Origin of the sequence: Scrofimicrobium sp. R131, from assembly GCF_040256745.1 — a bacterium.
In the GTDB taxonomy this organism is placed as follows: domain Bacteria; phylum Actinomycetota; class Actinomycetes; order Actinomycetales; family Actinomycetaceae; genus Scrofimicrobium; species Scrofimicrobium appendicitidis.
In genome coordinates this window covers 1695988-1716674 of record NZ_CP138335.1, presented here as the reverse complement: position 1 = coordinate 1716674, position 20687 = coordinate 1695988, and the positions used below count along the sequence as shown (strand labels likewise).

Below are 20687 nucleotides of genomic sequence, written 5' to 3'. Positions count from 1 at the left end.
TGTCCCGGTATTTGGGGCGGTCTCGACCGACGCCGGCGGGCACGGGTCTCGGTGTCCCCCAACTTCCGCTGACACTTGGGTCGACGGTTACGTCGGAGGTTGGCAAACGTGGGGATACCGGCATGGATGTGTGTTTTTACTCGGGCGTGTTGGTCATGGGTTGTTTAGTGGTCGTCCGGCCCAGCCTTTTCTGGTGTAGAGGCCTTCTTCGCTGCTGAGGCCGGTGTCGTGTTGCTTGGGTCCTAGGCGTGTGGTCGTGCGGGGTTTTTTGGGGATGAGCCTTCGGGTGGGTTCACCGGCAGCATGCCAGGCTTTCAAGATTTGCTTGGGGGTGTCAGGGTTGTGGGTGTAGGAATGCAGGACCCGTTCGATCCCGCAGGTCAGGTGGTCTTCAGATAAGCCTGGGTGGTGTTTGATGACCCTCTTGACTTGGTGGTTCACGGATTCCACAGGGTTCGTCGTGCGTTCTAGTGCCTGTTTGGCGGTGGTGAGGTAGGCGAAGAGATCGCCAGCCTTGTAAAGGCGGTTGAGTCGATGGTAGACGCGGCGGTCTCGCTCGTGGGTGTACCACCAGCCCGTGGGTTTCTTGCCCCGGGATGCAGCCTCTAAAGGGTTGTCACGCGCGTAGGTGCGTTCTTTCAAATATGCGGAGTATTCGGTGTGGAAGGCAGCAAGAAGAGTAGCCCACTTGGCTGCCTCGGTCTTGCTGGTGACCTTCAGGAGGGCTCTGGATAAGCCAAGGAGGGCCTTACCTGCCATGGTCTTCGGATTCTGGGTCAGGTCGCGGGTGTTGTTGCGGTGTACGTGCAACAAGCACCGTTGAACGGTGGTTTCTGGCCAGTGTTCCTTGATGGCTTTCAATGCTCCTCCTGCCCCGTCAGTAGTCACGGCCAGTGGAGGGGGGATGCGGGCCAGGAGCTTGCCGTAGGCCGCGCTGTTCTCGCTGTGGCACCACTGCCACGCAACTACGAGCCCGGTGTTGCTGCGAGCGACTAGGAGGCACCAGCCGTAGGCCAGGTAGGTCCCATCAATGAAGACCTGCTCGTGAACCTCACCCGTGAGGGGCGGGGCAGGGATAGGTATCCTCCAGCACCAGGCGATGTTTTTCCTGAATGATCGGCCTGTCTGAGTGCCATCGATACTGGATTGCGTGTCATGACCTGTCACCCAAGAAATGAACTGTGTGAACTGGGATAGTTCTATCTGGTCACGGCGCGTCTTAGTGGTACTAGCTCCCAACGAGGAGCAACGCCAGCGTTGCCTACCAGCACTGGTAGTGCCGTTACGAACCAGGCCAGGCCAACCACAGACCTGGCACTTCTTTGTTGATGCTGGTCTTCCCATGTTTCCAGGCCATCAACCCCGGACCCAACACACAAATCAGCGATGTCAAGGACCAGCCCGACATTATGCTCCCAGACCATAAAAACCAAGACTTTCCCGCACCAAGACAACGGAAAATCCAAGATAAAAACACACTTCTATGCCGGACTCCCCAAACGTGTGCAAACGCTGGCAAACCTAGGGCTGTGGCGACCGTGGGGGGCCTTTTCGCCAACGTTTGCCACTACTTCGGGATGTTTGCCATGTCCCTAGGCTGGCAAACGTGTGCAAACGCTGGCAAAACCCGTGCCCACCGGGCCGAAACAGCCCACGCCACCTACTTTTGCCAGCACTTAGACATGTTTGCCACGGTTTTTCACCGCACGCACACCTCGCAGACCCCCCGGCCACCTGGCCGCCCGCCCATCTGGCCACCCGACCACCCCGCCCCGGCGACCCGGCCCCGGCTCGCCTACCAGCCGCGGTCGGCCAGACGGTGTGGGGCCGGCAGGTCGGCAACGTTGATGCCGACCATGGCCTCACCCAACCCGCGCGAGACCTCGGCGATCTTGGCTGGCTGGTCGTAAGCCTGCACGGCCTCGACGATGGCCCGCGCCCGCCGCTGCGGGTTGCCGGACTTGAAGATCCCCGAGCCGACAAAGACGCCGTCAGCCCCCAACTGCATCATCATGGCGGCATCGGCCGGAGTTGCCACCCCGCCGGCGACAAACAGGGGAACCGGGAGCTTGCCGGTGCGGGCCACCTGGGCCACCAGCTCGAACGGAGCCTGGAGCTCCTTCGCGGCGACGTACAGTTCCGACTCGGGCAGCCCGGTGATTTCCCCGATTTGGCCCAAAATGGTGCGCAGGTGCTTGGTCGCTTCGGACACGTCGCCCGTTCCCGCTTCTCCCTTGGAGCGGATCATGGACGCGCCCTCTTGGATTCTCCGCAGGGCTTCCCCCAGGTTGGTGGCACCGCACACGAACGGCACCTTGAACTGGTGCTTGTCGATGTGGTGGACGTAGTCGGCGGGTGAGAGCACCTCGGACTCGTCCACGTAGTCCACCCCCAGTGATTCCAGGACCTGCGCCTCGACGAAGTGACCGATGCGGGCCTTGGCCATCACGGGAACCGAGACCGCCTGAATGATCCCGTCGATCAGGTCGGGATCGCTCATTCTGGCCACCCCGCCCTCCGCGCGGATGTCAGCGGGGACCCGTTCTAACGCCATCACGGCGCCCGCGCCCGCGTCGGCGGCAATTCGGGCCTGCTCCGGGGTGACAACGTCCATGATCACGGTTCCGCGCAGTTGGTTGGTAATTTCTGTTTTGCTCATTGTGGCTCCTTTCACCGACCTCCATCCTGGCCAAGACACTGGACCATCACAAGAGCCACTTTGATCAATTATCACTGGACCAGTTTGCTAGGGTGTGGTCATGCTTCCTCTGGTATTGGATCGCGAGAGCCCGGTCCCGCTCTCGGCTCAGATTTCTGCGGGGATCCGCCAACTGGTGGCCGCCGGAGGCCTGCACGCCGGACAGGCCGTGCCCTCCACTCGGGAGCTGGCCACCTCGCTGGGCGTGTCCCGTGGGACCGTGGTGGCCGCCTACGACCAGCTGGTGGCCGAGAGTTATTTGGAGGCGCGCCCGGGCAGCAAGACCAGGGTTTGTCACGAGGTGGAGCGAACCCCGCGCCCGAGGGCTCAGTCTGACCGCGGCTCGGTGGGAGCGGCGCCGCCGGTCCCCAATTTGGCCGGAGAGTCACCGGCTGGGAGCGAGCGGCTTGAGGATTCGACTTGGCGAGAGGCTTGGCGCACTGCCGCTCGCGACAGCGGGGAGCCGGTCGACCCCCAGGGCTTGCTCTCAACCCGCCGCGCCATCGCTGAGCACCTGCGTCTCCTGCGAGCCCTGGCCGTCGATCCGGACGACATCTTCCTGACCGGTGGTGCCCGGGAAGGGTTGCTGCTGACTCTGCTCACGTTGCGCCAGTCGGGCCAGGCGCTGGCGGTGCAGTCGCCCGGATATCCCGGCCTGCGCGGCGTTGCTGGGCGGTCGGGAATGGCGACGGTAGAGGTCGCTTCGGATGAAGCCGGGATCCTGCCGGCTGAGATTCCCGCGGCGGCCGGGGCGGTGCTGGTGACCCCCAACCACCTGTATCCCCTGGGCTCTGCCATGCCGGCCCCGCGTCGCCTCGAACTGTTGGCCCGGGTGCGAGAGCTGGGCGCCTGGCTGATTGAGGACGACTTCGATTCCGAATACCGCCACCTGGGTCCGGTGCTGCCGACCCTGTGGGAGCAGGCCCCCGGCCAGGTCCTGCACCTGGGCACCTTCAACCGGGTGCTGACCGCGGATGCTCACCTCGGCTACCTGATTGCCCCCGGTCCGCTGCGAGAGGAACTGCGAGCGGCGCGCCAGGATTTGGGGCCGGGCACCTCGGCCCTAGCCCAGCGAGCGGTCGGCACCTATCTGACGCACGGGGGTTTGCGGCGCCGGATTGCCCGCCGCCGGCGCGACCTGACGCGGCGACGCCAGCTGATTGAACAATACTTGGCCCCGTGGAAAGTCCAGCTTCACGCGGGGGGATTGGCGATAATCCGCTGCTCGGACGAGGCGGCCCGCCAGGTACAGCAGGCGGCGGCCGAGCGGGGGGTGGAGCTCCGGCTGCTGGCCGACTACTGGCAGGGGCCCACACAGGTGCCCGGGCTGATTTTTGCTTACGGTCGGCTGGCCGGCGCCCGCCTGGAGGAACAGCTGCAAATCCTGGCTGGGGCGCTGACCTAGAATCGGCACATGAACTTCTCATACGGCGAGGTGGAGCTGGCTCACCTGCGGGCGCGGGACCGACGACTCGGACGGGTGATCGACCAGTTGGGCCTGATCGAACGGAGAGTCGAACCGGATCTGTTCGCCTCGATTGTTCGCTCCATCGTGGGGCAGCAGATCTCCACCACCGCCCAGCGAACCGTGTGGGAGCGGCTTGTTGCCCGTTACGAGGGGATCAATCCGGCCGCGCTGGCCGGGGCTGCAACGCACGAACTTCAGGCCCTGGGCATGTCCCACCGGAAAGCGGAGTACATTGTCGGGTTTGCCCAGGCGGTCCACACCGGTGCCCTGGACCTGGACCGGGTGGCGGCCCTGCCCGACCAGGAGGCGATCGCCGCTCTGTCCTCGATCCGGGGGATCGGCCGCTGGACCGCGGAGATGACCCTGCTCTTCAGCCTGCAGCGGCCCGACATCTTCGCGTTCGATGATCTGGGGATCCAGCGAGGTCTGCGGATGGTCTATCGCCACCGAGACATTGACCGAGCGCGGTTTGAGCGGTTCCGGCGGCGCTACTCCCCGTACGGTTCGGTTGCCAGTCTCTACCTGTGGGCGGTCGCCGGGGGAGCGGTTCCAGAACTGACCGACCCGCGGCGTTAGCGCTGCTGATCCTTGGCTTTCCAGGCGCCCAGGAATGCGGACATGGCTCCGAAGAGGACCCCGGCAATTGGGAAAATCACCCACGAGCTGCCCCAGGCGTCAGAGAGGAAACTCCAGGCCAGGTAGATGGTGACCACCAGCGGCCAGTAGGCGGCCATTACCGCTCGAACCAGCGGCGGGGCGTCCTTCCACTCTTCGTCTTCCTCTTCCGGTTTGACCAGTTGGTCGGCCACCTCCGACGCCCAGTCCGCCGGCAGGAAAATGGCCAGGCCCAGGGCGACCAGAATCAGCGTGCCGGGCACCCCCCAAAGGAGGATCGCGCTGTCACCGCCGGGGGCCGCCTCGTCAAACGGGATGGCTGCCAAAAAAGGAAGGACCGAGCACACCCACAGGCAGATCGCCGCCACGAGGGCCCGGGTGCGCCGGGGGCGATGCTGCTCGCGCAGAGCCTCTGCCCAGCGGATGAGTTCGGGGCTCGGATCAAAATGGCCGTGGTTGATCTGGTGGAACCGGCTCAGATCACTGTCTCGTTTGACCAAAACGGCGACGCCGACTGCCACCAGGATCAGGAGGAAGGCCAAGCCCACCAGGACCCGGACCCCATCTCCCAGGGGATTCCAGCTGGGTGCCTGCAGTGCGATCAGCACCGTTGGGCTGAGGACGAACAGGGAGACTGCGAGCGCCAGCACCGGCTGGGTCCGCTCGCGCTCCTGCGCGAAGTCCATGGCTTCAGCTAGGGGCAGGGTGCGATCCGAGCCCACCGGGGCCTGGACGTCGGTGGCGATCCCAAGCGCGCCGGCCACCTCGTCCAGGTTCCCAAACTCGGTGATCACCTGCCCGACCGCCTCGTTCTCGGTGGCGCCCCCGGCTCGCGCCTCCACGTAGGCATCCTCCATCATCTGTTTGAGCTCTGCCTTGGCGGCTTGGAGCCGGGCCGTGTTCGGGTAGGGAGCGAACATCGTCTCTAGATAGGCGTTGATGATTTCCATTAGCGTCGTCCTTCCACGAAGCGATCGACCACGACCTTGGTGGTCTCCCATTCCGCGCATTTGTCGGTCAGGGCTCCCTGCCCGGCGGGGGTGAGTTGGTAGTAGGTGCGAGTTTTTCCCGAATCGGAAACGGCCTCAAACGGGCTGACGTATCCGCTGGCTTCCAGGCGTTTGACCGCCGAGTAGAGCGTGGTCTGCTTGATTGTGTACTGCCCGGCTGCTTCCTGATTGATGATTTTGGCTATCTCGTATGCGTAGGAGGGGGCGCGTTCCAGGATCGCCAACACCATGATGTCGACGTAACCGCGGATTGAGTCGGCGCTGATCATTGGCCCTCCTTTTGACTACGACAAACATACTACGACAGTCGTAGTATGTCTAGTGGGGTGTTTTGGGCGGGTGATTGGACCCAACTGGTCCTTCGCTCTCGGCAAAATCATGGTCACGGTTGAGCAGCGGCTCACCGAAGCAGCCTGGTGAGGGTGGCGGCGGTGAGAAAATGAAGGAAAGAAAAGAGTCGTCCGCGCTAAGGAGCCATCATGTTCACCTGGCTGGGGAAATTCACCACTCGCCATCCAATTGCGGTGATTATTTCCTGGGTGGTAGCCGTGGCCCTATCGGGGGTAGCCGTCCTCTGGGGATTCGGTCAAGGCGGACTGTTTCAGCGGATGGAAACCTCCGAGTTTGGGATTCCCGGGACCGATTCCGAAAAGGTCATGCACCTGACAGAGCCGGAAGAAGAGGGAGGCCCGGTCTCACTCCTGGCGGTGACGGGGGTACCGGTCGACTCGGACGAGGACCGGGTGGCCCAGTTCGCCAAGGACAACCGGGACCTGTTTGACGGCGAATACGTCGAATCGGTTTCCGATGCCTTCCTCATCTCGGAAAAGCAAGCGGAGGCCGAGGCAGAAGCCGAAGCGAAACTGACCGACACCATTGCCGAGCAGGTCGAGAAGGCAATGGCGCCGATTACCGAGCAGGCGCAGAGCGCACAGGCCCAAGCCGAAGCGCAGATTCAAGCCCAGGTGGATCAGGCCGCCCTGGCCGGCCCGGACTTCCAAGCCGCGGCGGAAGCACAGGCGCAGGAAGCCCGCGCCCAACTGGCCGCCGAGACGAAGACGCAGTTGGACCAGGCCCGCGCCCAAGTGCAAACCCAGGTGGAACAGGAAGTGCGGCGTCAAGCCGACGAGGCCCGCAACACCCCCGAAGCGCAGGAACAACTGGCCGAAGTAGAGCAGCAGCGCCAGTCGCTGCTCTCAAATCAGGGGACCGGCTACGTGGTGGTGGTGACCCGCCAGGCCGACCTGGACCAGGAGCAACTGGACCAGTCGCGGGTCGAACTGGATGAAGCTACCGACACCTACCGGGCCAACCTGCAGGCAGAGTTCCCGGGAGCCGACATTCAGGAAATGTCGGAAGAACACATGTCCGACGTCATTATGGCTACGGTTCAATCCGATTTGGTTAAGGGGGAAACCCTCGGTCTGCCGGTGGCCGCCCTGCTGATGCTAATCGTCTTTGGCGGGGCAATTGCCGCCGGTATGCCCTTGATTGGGGCCATTAGCGCCATTGCCGCCGGGATGGGGGCCCTCTGGGTTTCCACTTTCGTCACCACCGTCGACTCATTCATCCTGAACGTGGTGTCCATCATCGGGGTGGCCCTGTCAATTGATTACGGGTTGCTGGTGGTGTCCAGGTTCCGCGAGGAATCCAGGCACCTGCAAGAGAGCCTCGGGGAGGGAAGATCTGCGCACCACCTGAAGCAAAAAGTGGTGTTCCCGGGCGTGCTGGCCACCGTCCAAACAGCCGGTCGAACCGTGTTGTTCTCCGCCGTGACCATCACCTTCTCACTGGCGGGCTTGCTGCTGATGCGGATCCACATGCTGCAGATGATTGCCTGGGGTGGCATCGTCGTCACCCTTTTGGCGGTCCTGGCGGCCATCACCCTGGTCCCGGCCCTGCTGACCCTCTGGGGGCGAAAACTGCTCAAACCGTCACCGATTGCCAAGATTCCGGGGGTGGGCCGGCTGATCTACCTGGTGGGGGATCACAGCACCGACCACGGGTTCTTTGCCGGGCTGGCGAAGTGGGTGCAGCGCCGACCGTGGCTGGTCATGATCGGGGTTGGCTTGGCTCTGGTGGCAATGGCATTGCCGCTGCGCGGACTGGAGCTGCGGAACAACTTCTCTGACTACATTCCCGATGGGAAGCCACTCAGGTCCGCGTACGACACCATTGAGCAGGAGTACCCCTCGCTGGCCAGTCCCTCGGTCAGTGCCGTGGTCGATGCGGACAATCAGAGTGAAGCGGTCACCCGGTTCGTTGATGAAGTTGAGGCCATCCCCGGGGTGGAAACGGTGACCGCTGAACCGCTGGAGCGAGACGAGGACCTAACTCTGATCCAGATTCGGGTGGACTCGCTCGACCAGGCCGGGCCCGAAGTGACCGAGGTGATGTTGGCGGTCCGCGACCTGGACGTGGGGACCCCGGTCTGGGTGGGTGGCTCCGCTGCCGGACAGTGGGACTTCACCCACGCGATTGCTCAGGATGCCCCGTGGGCGCTGGCGGTGGTCGCAGCGGCGGTGATGATTCTGCTGTTCCTGATGACCGGTTCGCTGGTGGTGCCGATCCGGGCCCTGATCATTAACGCCCTGTCGCTGCTGGCTTCCCTGGGGGTGACCACGGCGATCTTTGAGCACGGGTGGTTTGGGGTACCTCAGACCAGCGGTTTGGTTACATTCATTGTGGCCTGCATGATCGCCTTCGGGTTCGGGTTGGCAATGGACTATGAAGTGTTCTTGCTGGCCCGAATTAAGGAGTACTGGGACCAGGGGTTGGACAACAATACGGCGGTTGCGCGGGGACTCCAGCGTTCCGGGCGGATTATCACCTCGGCTGCCGCCATCATTGTGGCTGTGTTCATTGGGTTCTCCATGGGTGAGATGGTGGCGATCAAGCAGATCGGGGTGGCATTGGCGATCATGGTGATCACCGACGCCACCCTGACCCGCCTGTTCCTGGTGCCCGCCACCATGACTGTGCTGGGCAAGTGGAACTGGTGGGCGCCAAAGCCGCTGGCGCGCCTGGCCGAGAAGATCGGTCTGCGCGAATAGTCCCATCCGGGTTAGGTGGGCCCAGGCCGACCTCACTGGGCCGACCTGACTGGGCCCACCTCGCGGGATTAGGAGCGCCGAACTCCGTACAGGAGAGATGCGCCCAGGCCCAGGAGCCCCAACCCGACGATCCAGAGGAAAGTGCCCGTCACGCCGGTCTTAGCCAGCGGTTTCGGGGGAGTTCCCACGGTCACAGTTTGTCCTTCGTCGTCCAGGTCAGCGTGGCGGGCCAGGACCGTGCCGTCTCGGGATAACTCCTCAAAGGCCACCAGGGTCGATCCGGCCAACTGGTCAGCGGAAACCGGCAGCTCGACGTCGATGCACCCCTCCGGTTGGGCCGGGGTGAACTCCTTCGTGACGGGTGGGCTCACCGGCTGCTCGGTCTTGCGGTTCACCAGGGTGCCCGTCAGGGTGTACTTAAGGCCGGTATCCAATCCCTGATAGCAGACCTGATCTCGAACGGTCGCACTCTTGATCGGGGCAACCACCTTCTTCCCAGACTTCAGGTCGGTCGCGGTCGTGTGCAGGCTCGGCCGGGTGACCACGTGCTGTTCGGTCCGGTCGGGGATTGGGGATTGAAACGGGCTCACCCGATCGTCACCCGGGAAAGAGTGGACCACCTGGTAGGTTCCGGGAGTGGGCCGGCCCTCCTCGTCAACCCGCAGGCGATACTCCAGGTTTCCCACCGACGGGTAGAACCCGTTGGCGGCCGGAATCTTGGTTGCACCAATCAGGTCGGCTCCCTCCGTGCTGCCGGGCAATATTGGCGTCCCCTCGGGCCAAAAGTAGAGTTCCTGCGTGATCTCTGGGTGGTCGGCTCCAAAATGCCGTTCCCCGGCAAAATCGGGGTGGGAGGCGGGCAGCTTGGAGATCCAGACATCGTCAACCAGGTAGGTGTGGTCGTTGGTCTCATGCACCTTTAGGTTCGACTCAACCTTTCCGGGCCAGCGCACAGACGTGATCTCGTCGGTGGCTCCGAAAACATCGTGCCAGGCCTCGGGCAGGTATCTTCGATCCTCCGGCTCCACCTGTGTTTGGGCACTTGGATCCATGGACCAGACCCAGGTAATGAACCCGCCGGCCGGGAAGGAGTCGGGCAACTCTGAGCTCACGGAGTAGAGGCCGGGCCCACGGTCGGCAGTCAGTTCCAATCGAGCCACCTCAACCGCGTCCGCGGGAACATCTTCCTGGTACTCAGGCGGCTCCTCGCCGGTATGGTAGGCCACCCCGGTGAACTTGATCGGGATCGGCTGGTAGCCGGGGTCACCGGGAAGAGTGCCGCCCACACCAATCCACAGTGAGACAGGTTGGTTCGGCAAGGCTGTAACCAGCAGGTGATCGCCGACGATTCCTGGAGACCGGTCCACCACGAGGTAGTTGGGGGAGACTTCAGCGTCGGTCTGAGTTGGCATTGGGACGAAAGCGCCGCTCACATCAGAGGTAATGGCAGGGATAAAGAGGCCGGCCAGGGCCAGATTGGCAGATTTGCGCACCACTAGCTCTGTGGAAGAACGGGTCGGAGTGGAGATCGTGCTCTGATATCCCGACTCGGTCGGTTTTGAGTAGACCAGCGAGTGAACCTGATTGCGGTAGTTGATTTTCGCCGAAGCGGCGCCATTGCTGACCATGTGGATCGGCAGGCTTGCCGGCTCCGAACCGGTTGTTCCTTCCAGAACGGTCGAGTTGTTGCTGTCAAAGCGGGCGCCGCCATTCAGCACCGCGGTGAATGGAATCCCCGGAATCGGGTTGCCTTCAGCATCACGAACCGCCACATTCGTCAGGACCGCCCGATCCGGTCCGGTAGTGCGGACCAGTTCGGGGGTGTCCCAGGTGACCGGCGTGTGGGACCGGGTCCAAGCGGCAATCCGCTCGGCAGCAGCCAATCGTTGGGCTCCGGTGGTGCCCAGGTCGATGTCGGGAATGTTCGACTCCCACGTGGCTAGATAGGCCCCAACGTACTCATCTGCGTTGGCTGACTGCTCAAAGTTGACGTGGACCAGCAGTGCCACGGCGGCGGCGTCAAGTGCATCTGTCGTTGTCCCGGCCGAACCGTAAGCTTTGAGTACCTGCGCGACTTGAGCGGTGGTTAGTGCGTAGCGAGCCGGTGGAGAGTACTTTGAGAGCTGGCTCAGCTCGTCCCCGGTGAGCTGGCGAACGGTTCCATTCAGCCCCACGGGTCCCTCCTGGGCCAAGTCCACGCAGTAGGCGGGCACCTCGGGTTGGGCGTTCGCGAAGTTGATCACGGCACCGTAGGCGGTGCGAAGCGTGGAGACCCCCGGTGTGTCGATGATGACCATTGGGCGCCACATTTTTTCTTCCAAGTCCGGCTGAATTGACCGGGCCGACCGGGTGGGCGCCAGGATCAAACCGGCCTCCTTCGCGTCGACACCGTAGGTGCGGGTCAGATACTGGTCCGAGCCAAAGTCGGCCGGAAGTTCAGACAGTGGTTCAAGTTCGCCCGCCGCCAGCAGATCCTCCGTGTGGGGCCGAGTCTCGTAAAACTGTGCGAACGGATCGTCGCTGTCGCTCGCCCCAGCCGGTAGAGCCACGATGAGCCCGCTGAGGAGGAGCACCACCAGCAGGTGTATTCGATACATTGTCTTCTTCACGCCCAAGATTCCTTCCATCAGGTGCACGGCATAGTTTGCCGTCTGCCTTCTGAGTGCGTGTGCGCCCACAATTGGGGGCGTCATGCATTCATATGCCACCGGAAGAAACTTCCGTTTCCGGATCAAACTGGCTGAATTTGGCCCGAAACAAGTTATTCTCTGGGCGAACGCATCGCGGGCGGATCGGGGCCGGAGGTGAGCTTTCTTCCGGTGGGGCGGGCTTGTCCGCGGGCCTCCTCGTGGTCGAAACCCGACCAAACCGCCGATGTGGAAGAACTTTCACTAAACGCATATACCGGGGAGGGTATGGGGTCTATACTGACTCTGGAGGCGTCGCAGTGGGGCGGCGCTCGCCAGCAATTTCAAGGAGAGATTATGGCCGATGTAGTTGTTCTAGGGGGCGGAATCTCCGGACACACCGCAGCCCTACATCTGCGGAAAAGACTGGGGAAGAATCATACGGTAACGGTGGTGACACCGAATTCCAATTGGAACTGGATTCCCTCAAACATTTGGGTCGGGGTCGGGGTTATGCCGATGAAAAAGGTAGTTTTCCCGCTCGCTCCTGTCTACAAGAAAAAGGGAATCAAGTACGTACAGGCCAAAGCCACACAGATTTACCCGAACGGCAGCCAGGAAAACTCCCGACCCGGCGTGGTTGTGGAGTACACGGGACAGGGCAAACAGGGACACACGGACTACATTGCCTACGACTATCTGATCAATGCGACCGGGCCGCGGCTCAAGTTTGAGATGACTGAGGGCTTGGGTCCGGACCAGGGCTTCACCGCCTCGGTCTGCACTGCTCAGCACGCGGTTGAGGCAGCTGAGGGCCTGAAGCGGGTGATTGCTGCGGCCAAGGCGGGACAGCATCAGACCGTGGTGGTCGGGACCGGCCACGGTACCTGTACCTGTGAGGGTGCTGCCTTCGAATACACCTTCAATGTCAATCACGAACTGGTCGAAGCGGGTGTGCGCGATAAAGTCCGCCTAGTCTACCTAACCAATGAAGCCGAACTCGGCGACTTTGGGGTTGGCGGAATGATTTTCAACGATCGCGGGTATGAGACGACTTCCCAGCTTTGGACCGAATCTTTGTTCCGTGAACGCGGGGTGGACGCAATTATCGGAGCCGGCGTCAAACGGGTGACCGAAAATATGATCACCTATGAAGATTTGGACGGTAATACCTTCGAGCTTGAGTTCGACTACGCGATGCTGCTGCCCCCGTTTGGGGGTCAGCCGCTGGAAGCAATTGACGCGGACGGCAGCGATCTCACCTCGAAGATGTTCGCCCCCTCCGGCTTCATGAAAGTGGATGCCGACTACACGCCCAAGCCCTACGAGGAATGGAGTGCGAAAGACTGGCCCCGCACCTATGAGAGCCCCGAGTTCCCCAACGTCTTTGCCGTGGGCATTGCCTTTGCGCCGCCGCACCCGATTAGCCGGCCGCGCACCAACCCGAATGGGACGGCAATCTCGCCCGCTCCGCCGCGCACCGGGATGCCCTCGGGCGTGATGGGGAAGACGGTAGCCCTCACCATTGTGGACCGAATCAACAAGGGACCGAGCGCCCCCGCGCACTCAGCCTCCATGGCCGCCATGGGCGCCGCCTGCGTCGCCTCGGCCGGCACCGGACTCCGGCAGGGGTCCGCGGCTGCGATGACCATGATGCCGGTGGTTCCCGACTACGAGAAGTACCAGACCGGTCGTGACCTCCGGGACACCCGGGGAGAGATCGGTTTGCACGGTCACTGGGTTAAGCTGATGCTGCACTACCTATTCCTTTACAAGGCGAAGGCCCGGCCGTTCTGGTATCTCATCCCAGAATAAGCCGATCTGATATCCACGACGACGAGCAAAGGAAGTAGCTATGACCGAACCAGTTGGTGGACCGGTAGCCGACCTTGAGGGGGCACCACTGCCCACCAAGCGCACGCTGCGCCATCGGAAAAACATTTTTTCGCAATTCTTCAAGTTCATGGGTTTTAACACGATGATCCTACGGATGGTAGCCAAGGGACACCAGGACTAGCACCCCCACCGCCGACCGGGCTCTCCGGAAACACTCATTCAGGCCTCTTCATCTGCTTCACCTGGAGGGTGTGACCGGGGGGCCCGGTTTTGTGCGTTACCCGGAAACCTCCACGGGCCACTATTGTCGAAGGATGAGCAATAGTTTTCAGCCGGGTGGGCGCTACCTGGACCGGTTTGGGGCCGCCAGCGTGACCGGCCCCATCGTGGTAATTGACGTGCTGCGGGCATTCACCACCGCCGCCTACGCCTTTGATCGGGGGGCGAAGCGAATTGTCCTGGTGGACTCGGTGGAGGAGGCGTTGGAACTCAAAGCCAGTCATGACGACTGGTGGGCCATGGGGGAGAATCACGGGAAACGCGTCCCCGGCTTCGACCTGACCAACTCCCCGGTCGAGGTGGCCGGGACCGACCTGACCGGAAGAACCCTGGTTATGCGCACCACAGCCGGAACTCGCGGGGTGGTGGCCTGTGAGCGGGCCAGCCGAGTCTGGGCTGCCGGCCTGGTCACGGCCAGTGCCACCGCCCGGGCAGTGCAGGAAGCCAACCTGGGCGACCCCCACTACGTGGTGACGGGATCGTGGCCGGGGCGGAGCCTAGCCGGAGATGACGACTGGCTGACCGCCCAGTTGATTGAGCGGGTTCGCCTCGGTGAGCCCCGCCGCGGTGAGGAAACGGCGTCCCAGATTCGCCACTCGCCCGAAGCCGAGTTCACCCTGGGCCTGGGGGCGGGGAACGCCCATCCCGAGGACGTTGAGTATGCCCTGCGGGTCGATCACTTCGATTTTGCCCTGGCTGCCGAGCGCGGCCCCGAGGGACACTGGGAGCTGATCGTCAGCTAGTCAGGGCCGGGGCCCCCGCCTGCATGAGCCCGTATCGGTACGAGTCGAGCAGCGCTTGCCACGAGGCCTCAATGATGTTCGTGGCCACCCCGACCGTGGTCCAGCGCAGGCCGGTCTGCTCGTCCTCCTGGTCGATCAGCACCCGGATCGGAGCATCGGTGCCGCCGCGGTCCTCATCCAGGATCCGCACCTTGAAGTTGGTCAGGTGGAACTGGGCCACGTGCGGGTAGACGTCTTCGAGCGCAATCCGCAGGGCTTGGTCCAAGGCGTTGACCGGACCGTTCCCCTCCGCCGTGGAAATGTAGCGGTCACCGACCCGCAGCTTCACGGTGGCTTCCGATTCGGCAAAGACCACGTCGTCGTCGTTGGTGATCTCCCGGGTGGTCACCTTCCACGATTCCACCCGCCAGAAATGGGGGGCTTCCCCGAGCGCTTCGCGCAACAGCAGGTCGAACGAGGCGTCGGCCGCGTCGTAGGTGTAGCCCTCGGCTTCGCGGGCCTTGACCAGGTGAGCCACCTGGGCGGTCAGGTCCTTCGCCTCGCCCAGGTCGATGCCCAACTCGCTGGCTTTCAGTTCGATCGAGGCGCGACCGGCCATTTCAGAAACCAGCATCCGCATGTCGTTGCCGACGCGGTCCGGATCCAGGTGCTGGTACAGGTCCGGGTTCACCCGAATGGCCGAGGCGTGGAGCCCGGCCTTGTGGGCAAACGCGGACTGGCCCACGTAGGGGTCGCGGGCAAAGGCCGCCATGTTGACGATTTCCGCCACCCGGTAGGAGACCGCGGTCAGGGTTCGCAGCGCCCCGGCGCTGACCAGTTCATAGCCGAGTTTCAGCTGGAGGTTTGCTAGGCAGGTGAGCAGGTTGGCGTTGCCGGTGCGCTCACCGTAGCCGTTGACCGTGCCTTGGAACTGGGTGGCGCCAGCCTCAATGGCGGCCAGCGTGTTGGCCACGGCGCAGCCGGTGTCATTGTGGGCGTGAATGCCGACCTCCACCTGCTCAAAGCCGGCCTCGTCCAGGGTGGCCCGCAACTGAGCAACCGCGCGGGCAATGGTGGGAGGAAGGTTGCCGCCGTTGGTGTCGCAGCAGATGACGGCGCTGGCCCCGGCTTGGGCGGCGGCCAGGGCCACCTGCACCCCGTAGGTGGGGTCAAAGGCCAAGCCGTCAAAGTAGTGCTCCAAGTCGACCATTACTTCGGCGCTCTGAGTCAGGAAGGTGACCGTGTCCGCCACCATCCGCAGGTTCTCTTCCTCGGAGGTGCGGAGCGCCTCCTTCACGTGGCGGGGATCAGATTTGGCCACCAGCGTGATGATGGGGGCACCGGAGTCGCGCAGCGCCAGTACCTGCGGGTCCTCAGCTGCCGGCACCCCGGCCCGACAGGTGGAGCCAAAGGCGGCCAGCCGCGCGTGGCGCAGTGGAATCTGCGTGGCTTGGCGGAAGAACTCGGTGTCTTTCGGAATGGCCCCGGGCCAGCCGCCCTCCACGATGTCCACGCCGAGTTCATCCAGAATCGGCAGGATGCGCAGCTTGTCACTCAGAGAGAGTGAAATGCCCTCCATCTGGGCTCCATCGCGCAATGTCGTGTCATAAACGGTGACCTGGTTCATGCCTAGTAGTGTGGCCGATCGCCCGGGACCGTGCCGAGAGTGTCCATTTATCGGTTGTTGCTCGGGCGCCGGAACCGCCGCCGGACCTGCGCCGGAACCGCCGCCGAACCCGGCCAGTTCAGCTATTCGGCCAGGGTGGCCAGCACGTCGAGGACTCCGCCCTCGCGGTTGGAGGGGATCACCCGCCGGGCGGCCGCGCGCACATCAGCGTGCCCGTTGGCGACGGCGAAGGTGTAGTCGGCTTCGGCAAACATCGGCAAATCATTGTGGAAGTCCCCAAAGACGGCCGTCTGGTCGGGGCCGATCCCGAGGCGGCGCTGCAACTCTCGCAGACCGGTCCCCTTGGTCACACCCGGGCGCATCAGATCCACCCAGTGGGGGGAGGACAGCACCACCTGGGATTGCTGGCTCAGGTCGACGAGGCGGTCGTAGGTCGTTTGGGATGAGTTGAAGTCAAAAACGGAAACCTTAACGAAGTCAGCCTCCACCCGGTCCAGCCGCTCCACCACTTCCAGGTTGGCGTAATATTTCCCAGCTTCGTCCAGGAAAGCCCGATCCGAACGTTCCACGTAGGCGGTGGTTTTCCCGCAGGCAACCACGCCCGCGTCCCGGCCCGCGTCCCCCCGAAACCGGAGCACCACCTCGTCCACCAGGGAGCGATCCAAAACGGCGGCGAAAACTTCCTCTTCCTGCAGGACCACGTAGTTACCGTTCTCCGCGATGAAACCGAGCTCATCGGCGGGAAAAATGCGCGTCAAAGCAGCGTACTGGCGGCCACTGGCCGGGACAAATACCAGACCCCGGTCTTCGAGCCGGGCCAGGAGCGGCCAAAACTGAGGGGGCAACTCGCCATTGCCGTCCAGCAGGGTGCCGTCCATGTCGCAGGCCACCAGGCGCACCTGGGCGCCGGGAGGAAAATACGGTTCAGTCATTGGGCTCGCTCGGCCGGCGCACGTAGGTGATCACCTTCCACCGCGCATCCCCTGACTGTTCGCGCCAATCCGGGTCAGACCTGGTGGGATCCACCTGCCAGGTGCGCTCATCCACCGGCGGGACGTGAGCCAAATCGGCCAGTTCGCCGGGCACGGTCAGGTCCAGCTGAGAAACAACCAGCTCGTCGACCCGATCCATCGTTTCGCGGTAGATCCTTGCGCCGCCCGCAACCCACACCACGTCCGAGCCCAGGCGAGCCGCCTCGGCCCGGCCCCGCTCAAACGCCTCGTCCAACGAGTGGACGACCACGCCTCCCTCGGCCCGGTAGTCCGGCTGGGAGGTGACGATGATGTTAACTCGCTGGGGCAGGGGCTCACCGAGCACCTCCCAGGATGCGCGGCCCATGATCACCGGAGAGCCGATCGTCATCTGGCGAAAGAACCGCGAATCGGCGGGGACGCGCCACAGCATGGCGGTGCCGGAACCGATCACCCCGCGGTGATCCTGGGCCCAAATGGACGCGAACCTCATACCGCCACCGCCCCTTTGATGGCGGGGTGATGCTGGTAGTTGACCACCTCGATATCGTCGAAGTCGTAGTCAAACAGCGACGGTGCCTGGGCCAGTTGCAGCTGGGGGAACGGGTAGGGGTCGCGGGAGAGCTGCTCCCGCACCTGATCCAGATGGTTTAGGTAGATGTGGCAGTCGCCCCCGGTCCAAATAAAGTCGCCCACTTCGAGGTTGGCCTGGGCGGCCAGCAGGTGGGTGAGCAGCGCGTAGGAGGTGATGTTGAAGGGCACCCCGAGGAACAGGTCGGCACTGCGCTGATACAGCTGCAGGGACAGCTTCCCGTCAGCCACGTACAGCTGGAAGAAGGCGTGGCACGGCTGCAGGGCCATCTGGGACAGCTGGCCCACGTTCCAGGCCGACACGATCATTCGGCGCGAATCCGGGTTCGTGCGCAGGGTGTCCAGCACCTCGCTCAGCTGGTCGATGGTTTCCCCGTCAGCCCCGAGCCAGGAGCGCCACTGCACGCCGTAAACCGGGCCCAAGTCGCCGTTCTCGTCGGCCCACTCGTTCCAGATCCGGATCCCGTGCTCCTGCAACCAGCAAACGTTTGAGTCGCCCCGCAGGAACCAGAGCAACTCCCCAATCACGGACTTAAGGTGAACCCGTTTGGTGGTGATGACGGGAAACCCGGCGGACAGGTCGTAGCGCAGCTGGCGCCCAAACACCGACAGGGTGCCGGTACCGGTCCGGTCTTCCTTCCGGGTGCCGTGGGCCAAAACGTCGGCCAGCAGATCTTCGTATTGCCGGTCGGGGCTCATGCCTAGTCCTCTTTGGTGATGGTGGCAGTGTGGGGAACCACGTGGTCCAGGGTGTGTCCGACCGTGCAGTAGCGGTCAATTCCAAGCAGGCCGTACTTCTTCGCCTTGGCTACCGTTTCCTCGTCCGCGTCGCCGAACTCGGGGATGAGCTCAACCGACATCGACTCGTACCGATCCTCATCCTTGTTGTAGACCGCGTCCACCACGGCGCCCATCTGGAAGTCCTCGCCCAGGCTTCGGGCCAACCGCGAGTCGGCCGACATGGCGTTGCACCCCAGGAGCGCCAGCTTCAGCAGCTCTCCCGGGCTCCACTGTCCCTCGCCGTGCCCGATCGAAATGGTCGCGCCGCGATCGTTGGTCCCCGCGTACTGACGGGTGCCCACTCGCTCAATAAATAGTCCGGTGGGGGTGTTGCTATCGCTCACTGCTGCTCCTTTTTCGGGTCGGTGACTAGTGGGAACTGAGCCAGGCTTCGGCGGCTGACAACTCGGCGTTGACCAGCATCGGAATGAAGCGCATAGCCTCTTTTTCGAGGCGGGGGCCTAGCAGGGGAATGGAGACTTTCAGGTCGCCGGTCATGGCGCGCTCGGTCAGGGCGGCAGCCGGGGAAGTGAGGGCCAGCTCGGCCCCAATCTTGACCGGAGCCCCGGAAATGTCAACCGTCATCCGTCCGGTCGCTTCCGAGCCGGTCCGATGCCAAGTTTCCGTCAGGGACAGGCTCAGTCGTCCCTTGACAAACCGGCTCACCTGGGCGGGAATGGCCTCCGGGGAGACCTGGCCGCGAAGCTCAACCGTCAGGTCGTCGCCGTCCAGGTGCGCGTTGACGGTTGCCTCCTCCAACTGGGCAGCCGACAGGCGCTGAGCGTGGAACTCGGGGTCCGCGTACATCTCCCAGATTTGGTCAAAACCCGCTGGATACTCATATTTTTCGCTGAATTGCACTGAGTTTTCCTCCCGTTGGACCTGCGTGCATCGATTCTACCCAGGGTCTGGGGTCAGTGGGTGGTGAAAGTCTGTGCCAGCTCCACCAGCAGTCGAGCGGAGAAACCGGTGGAACCGGTGACCCGCCACAGGTCATCCTGATCCGAGTACATGGGGCCGGCGATGTCCACGTGAGCCCAGGGCACCTCGCCGACGAACTCGTTCAGGAACAGAGCGGCCAGGATCGCGCCGCCGTACGACCCGCCGATGTTGGACAGGTCCGCCACGTGCGATTTGAGCTGGTCGCGGTAGCGCGCATCCAGCGGCAGGCGCCAAACCGTCTCATCGGTGCTGGCGGCCGCCGCCTCCACCAGGTGGGCGAGGTGGTCGTCGTTGGCGAACAGTGCCGCCGACCGCGGCCCGAGGGCGGCCAGCGCCGCGCCGGTCAACGTGGCCACGTCGACGATGGCGTCCGGGGAGCTTTCGGCGGCCAATACCAGACCGTCGGCCAGCACCAGGCGACCCTCCGCGTCGGTGTTCTTCACCTCGACGGTGGTTCCGCCGCGAATGGTGAGGACGTCGCCCAACTTGGTGGAACTGCCCGAAGGCATGTTGTCCGTGCACATGAGCCAGGCGGTGACCGAAGTGTCGACCTCCAGGTCGGCAAGGGCAGTCATCGCAGCCAGGATCGCGCCGGCCCCCAGCATGTCGGACTTCATCAGGGCGTGCATCGGGTTGGACGGCTTCAGGCTCAAGCCGCCAGAATCGTAGGTGATGCCTTTCCCCACCAGGGCTAGTTGACGCTCGCCGGCCCGGTAGCTGACTTTGATCATCCGGGGCTCCTCCACACTGCCGGCGTTGACGCCAAGCAGCCCGCCGAGGCCCAGGTCGGCCAGTTGCTCCGGCCCAAACACCTCCACGGTCAGCCCAAACTTGTGGCCGAGCCGCTCCGCCACCGCGCCGAGCCGGTCCGCATTGAGGTGGCGCGGCGGGGTGTTGGCCAGATCGCGAGCCAGGTTCGTGGTTCGGGCCATGACCGCCCCGCGCCGGGCCGCCTCGGCCACCTCGGGCTGGTCGGACACCAAAGTCAGGTGGGCAAAAGCCGGCGACTCGTCGGCCGACTTCAGCGGGGTGTAGCGGTAGCGGGCTAGCAGGACTCCCTCGGCTAGCGCCTGGACCAGTTGAGCCCGGTCGGAGGGAATGGCCTGGTTGATGGCCGCGGGCAGGTGCACCGTCAGGTTGGTGGACTGGGGGACGGCGCTGGCGGCAGTGGCGCCCGCATCCCGCAGCGCGGCCGAGCTGAACTCGTCGATTCCCACCAGAACTCGCAGCGGCTGACCCGGCAGCAGCACTCGCTGGCCCGCTTTGCCTTCGAACCCAACCTGTGCCAACTCCTCCCAGGTGGGGGCGCCGGCGGGCAGGGGGGCCTCCGCCTGGACCAGGTGCGCCTCGGGTTCGGTGCCGGAAGCGGCGGCGGTGACCCCGACGGTGGGCAGGTGCGAGAGAGAAGGAATCGGATCGAAGCTGTCGTCAACTGTGAGTCTCATAATCCCAGCCTACCGGTCCGCTT

The 20687-nt window shown here is 63.7% G+C and carries 18 protein-coding genes; 6 read left to right on the top strand and 12 right to left on the bottom strand.

The annotated features are described in order from the left end of the window. Positions 1–153: 153 nt before the first annotated feature. Positions 154–1344, bottom strand: a complete 1191-nt coding sequence (locus SAC06_RS07910; protein WP_350257758.1) for an IS1249 family transposase — start codon at positions 1342–1344, stop codon at positions 154–156. A 451-nt stretch (positions 1345–1795) separates the two neighbouring features. Next, positions 1796–2659 carry a pyridoxal 5'-phosphate synthase lyase subunit PdxS gene (pdxS, locus tag SAC06_RS07905; RefSeq protein ID WP_350257757.1) on the bottom strand — a complete coding sequence of 288 codons (864 nt, stop codon included), beginning with the start codon at positions 2657–2659 and terminating at the stop codon, positions 1796–1798. Between the two features lie 100 nt (positions 2660–2759). Here pdxS and SAC06_RS07900 point away from each other — a divergent pair, with 100 nt between their 5' ends. Both SAC06_RS07900 and SAC06_RS07895 read left to right on the top strand, forming a co-directional pair. Further along, positions 2760–4103 (top strand): PLP-dependent aminotransferase family protein, encoded by a 1344-nt coding sequence (locus SAC06_RS07900; RefSeq protein ID WP_350257756.1) that lies wholly within the window; start codon positions 2760–2762, stop codon positions 4101–4103. Positions 4104–4112: 9 nt separating this feature from the next. Then, a complete protein-coding gene (locus tag SAC06_RS07895; protein WP_350257755.1) occupies positions 4113–4742 on the top strand; it encodes a DNA-3-methyladenine glycosylase 2 family protein in 630 nt (209 codons plus the stop codon). Here SAC06_RS07895 and SAC06_RS07890 read toward each other — a convergent pair. Next, the gene (locus SAC06_RS07890) at positions 4739–5731 is read right to left on the bottom strand and encodes a permease prefix domain 1-containing protein (RefSeq protein WP_350257754.1); all 993 of its coding nucleotides are present in this window, start codon (positions 5729–5731) and stop codon (positions 4739–4741) included. The two genes, SAC06_RS07895 and SAC06_RS07890, sit on opposite strands and share 4 nt — an antisense overlap. Then, entirely contained in the window at positions 5731–6060 is a 330-nt protein-coding gene (locus tag SAC06_RS07885; RefSeq protein ID WP_350257753.1) for a PadR family transcriptional regulator, read from the bottom strand. Before SAC06_RS07885 ends, SAC06_RS07890 begins: the two co-directional genes overlap by 1 nt. A gap of 210 nt (positions 6061–6270) precedes the next feature. Here SAC06_RS07885 and SAC06_RS07880 point away from each other — a divergent pair, with 210 nt between their 5' ends. Next, the gene (locus SAC06_RS07880; protein WP_350257752.1) at positions 6271–8844 is read left to right on the top strand and encodes an MMPL family transporter; all 2574 of its coding nucleotides are present in this window, start codon (positions 6271–6273) and stop codon (positions 8842–8844) included. Between the two features lie 68 nt (positions 8845–8912). Here the strand turns inward: SAC06_RS07880 and SAC06_RS07875 are convergent, their stop codons facing one another. Further along, positions 8913–11453 carry a VaFE repeat-containing surface-anchored protein gene (locus tag SAC06_RS07875; protein WP_350257751.1) on the bottom strand — a complete coding sequence of 847 codons (2541 nt, stop codon included), beginning with the start codon at positions 11451–11453 and terminating at the stop codon, positions 8913–8915. A 375-nt stretch (positions 11454–11828) separates the two neighbouring features. Here SAC06_RS07875 and SAC06_RS07870 point away from each other — a divergent pair, with 375 nt between their 5' ends. The 3 genes from SAC06_RS07870 to SAC06_RS07860 all read left to right on the top strand — a co-directional run bounded on the left by SAC06_RS07870 (position 11829) and on the right by SAC06_RS07860 (position 14329). Next, the gene (locus tag SAC06_RS07870; RefSeq protein WP_350257750.1) at positions 11829–13286 is read left to right on the top strand and encodes an FAD/NAD(P)-binding oxidoreductase; all 1458 of its coding nucleotides are present in this window, start codon (positions 11829–11831) and stop codon (positions 13284–13286) included. A 40-nt stretch (positions 13287–13326) separates the two neighbouring features. After that, positions 13327–13488, top strand: a complete 162-nt coding sequence (locus tag SAC06_RS07865) for a hypothetical protein (RefSeq protein WP_350257749.1) — start codon at positions 13327–13329, stop codon at positions 13486–13488. A gap of 133 nt (positions 13489–13621) precedes the next feature. Next, complete coding sequence (locus SAC06_RS07860; protein WP_350257748.1) at positions 13622–14329, top strand: 2-phosphosulfolactate phosphatase; 708 nt, start codon at positions 13622–13624, stop codon at positions 14327–14329. On the opposite strand, the gene cimA is transcribed toward SAC06_RS07860, so the two are convergent. From cimA to SAC06_RS07825, 7 genes are all read right to left on the bottom strand, one after another. Next, complete coding sequence (gene cimA, locus SAC06_RS07855; RefSeq protein ID WP_350257747.1) at positions 14322–15935, bottom strand: citramalate synthase; 1614 nt, start codon at positions 15933–15935, stop codon at positions 14322–14324. The genes SAC06_RS07860 and cimA overlap by 8 nt on opposite strands. 122 nt (positions 15936–16057) lie before the next feature. After that, complete coding sequence (locus SAC06_RS07850; protein ID WP_350257746.1) at positions 16058–16867, bottom strand: Cof-type HAD-IIB family hydrolase; 810 nt, start codon at positions 16865–16867, stop codon at positions 16058–16060. Next, positions 16860–17399 carry a dihydrofolate reductase gene (locus SAC06_RS07845; protein WP_350257745.1) on the bottom strand — a complete coding sequence of 180 codons (540 nt, stop codon included), beginning with the start codon at positions 17397–17399 and terminating at the stop codon, positions 16860–16862. Before SAC06_RS07845 ends, SAC06_RS07850 begins: the two co-directional genes overlap by 8 nt. Next, the gene (locus SAC06_RS07840) at positions 17396–18196 is read right to left on the bottom strand and encodes a thymidylate synthase (protein WP_350257744.1); all 801 of its coding nucleotides are present in this window, start codon (positions 18194–18196) and stop codon (positions 17396–17398) included. Before SAC06_RS07840 ends, SAC06_RS07845 begins: the two co-directional genes overlap by 4 nt. Before the next feature lie 2 nt (positions 18197–18198). Continuing rightward, the gene (locus SAC06_RS07835) at positions 18199–18621 is read right to left on the bottom strand and encodes an OsmC family protein (protein WP_350257743.1); all 423 of its coding nucleotides are present in this window, start codon (positions 18619–18621) and stop codon (positions 18199–18201) included. A gap of 25 nt (positions 18622–18646) precedes the next feature. Continuing rightward, positions 18647–19138 (bottom strand): DUF2505 domain-containing protein, encoded by a 492-nt coding sequence (locus SAC06_RS07830; RefSeq protein WP_350257742.1) that lies wholly within the window; start codon positions 19136–19138, stop codon positions 18647–18649. A 53-nt stretch (positions 19139–19191) separates the two neighbouring features. Beyond that, complete coding sequence (locus SAC06_RS07825; RefSeq protein ID WP_350257741.1) at positions 19192–20664, bottom strand: leucyl aminopeptidase; 1473 nt, start codon at positions 20662–20664, stop codon at positions 19192–19194. Between the last annotated feature and the right edge of the window lie 23 nt (positions 20665–20687).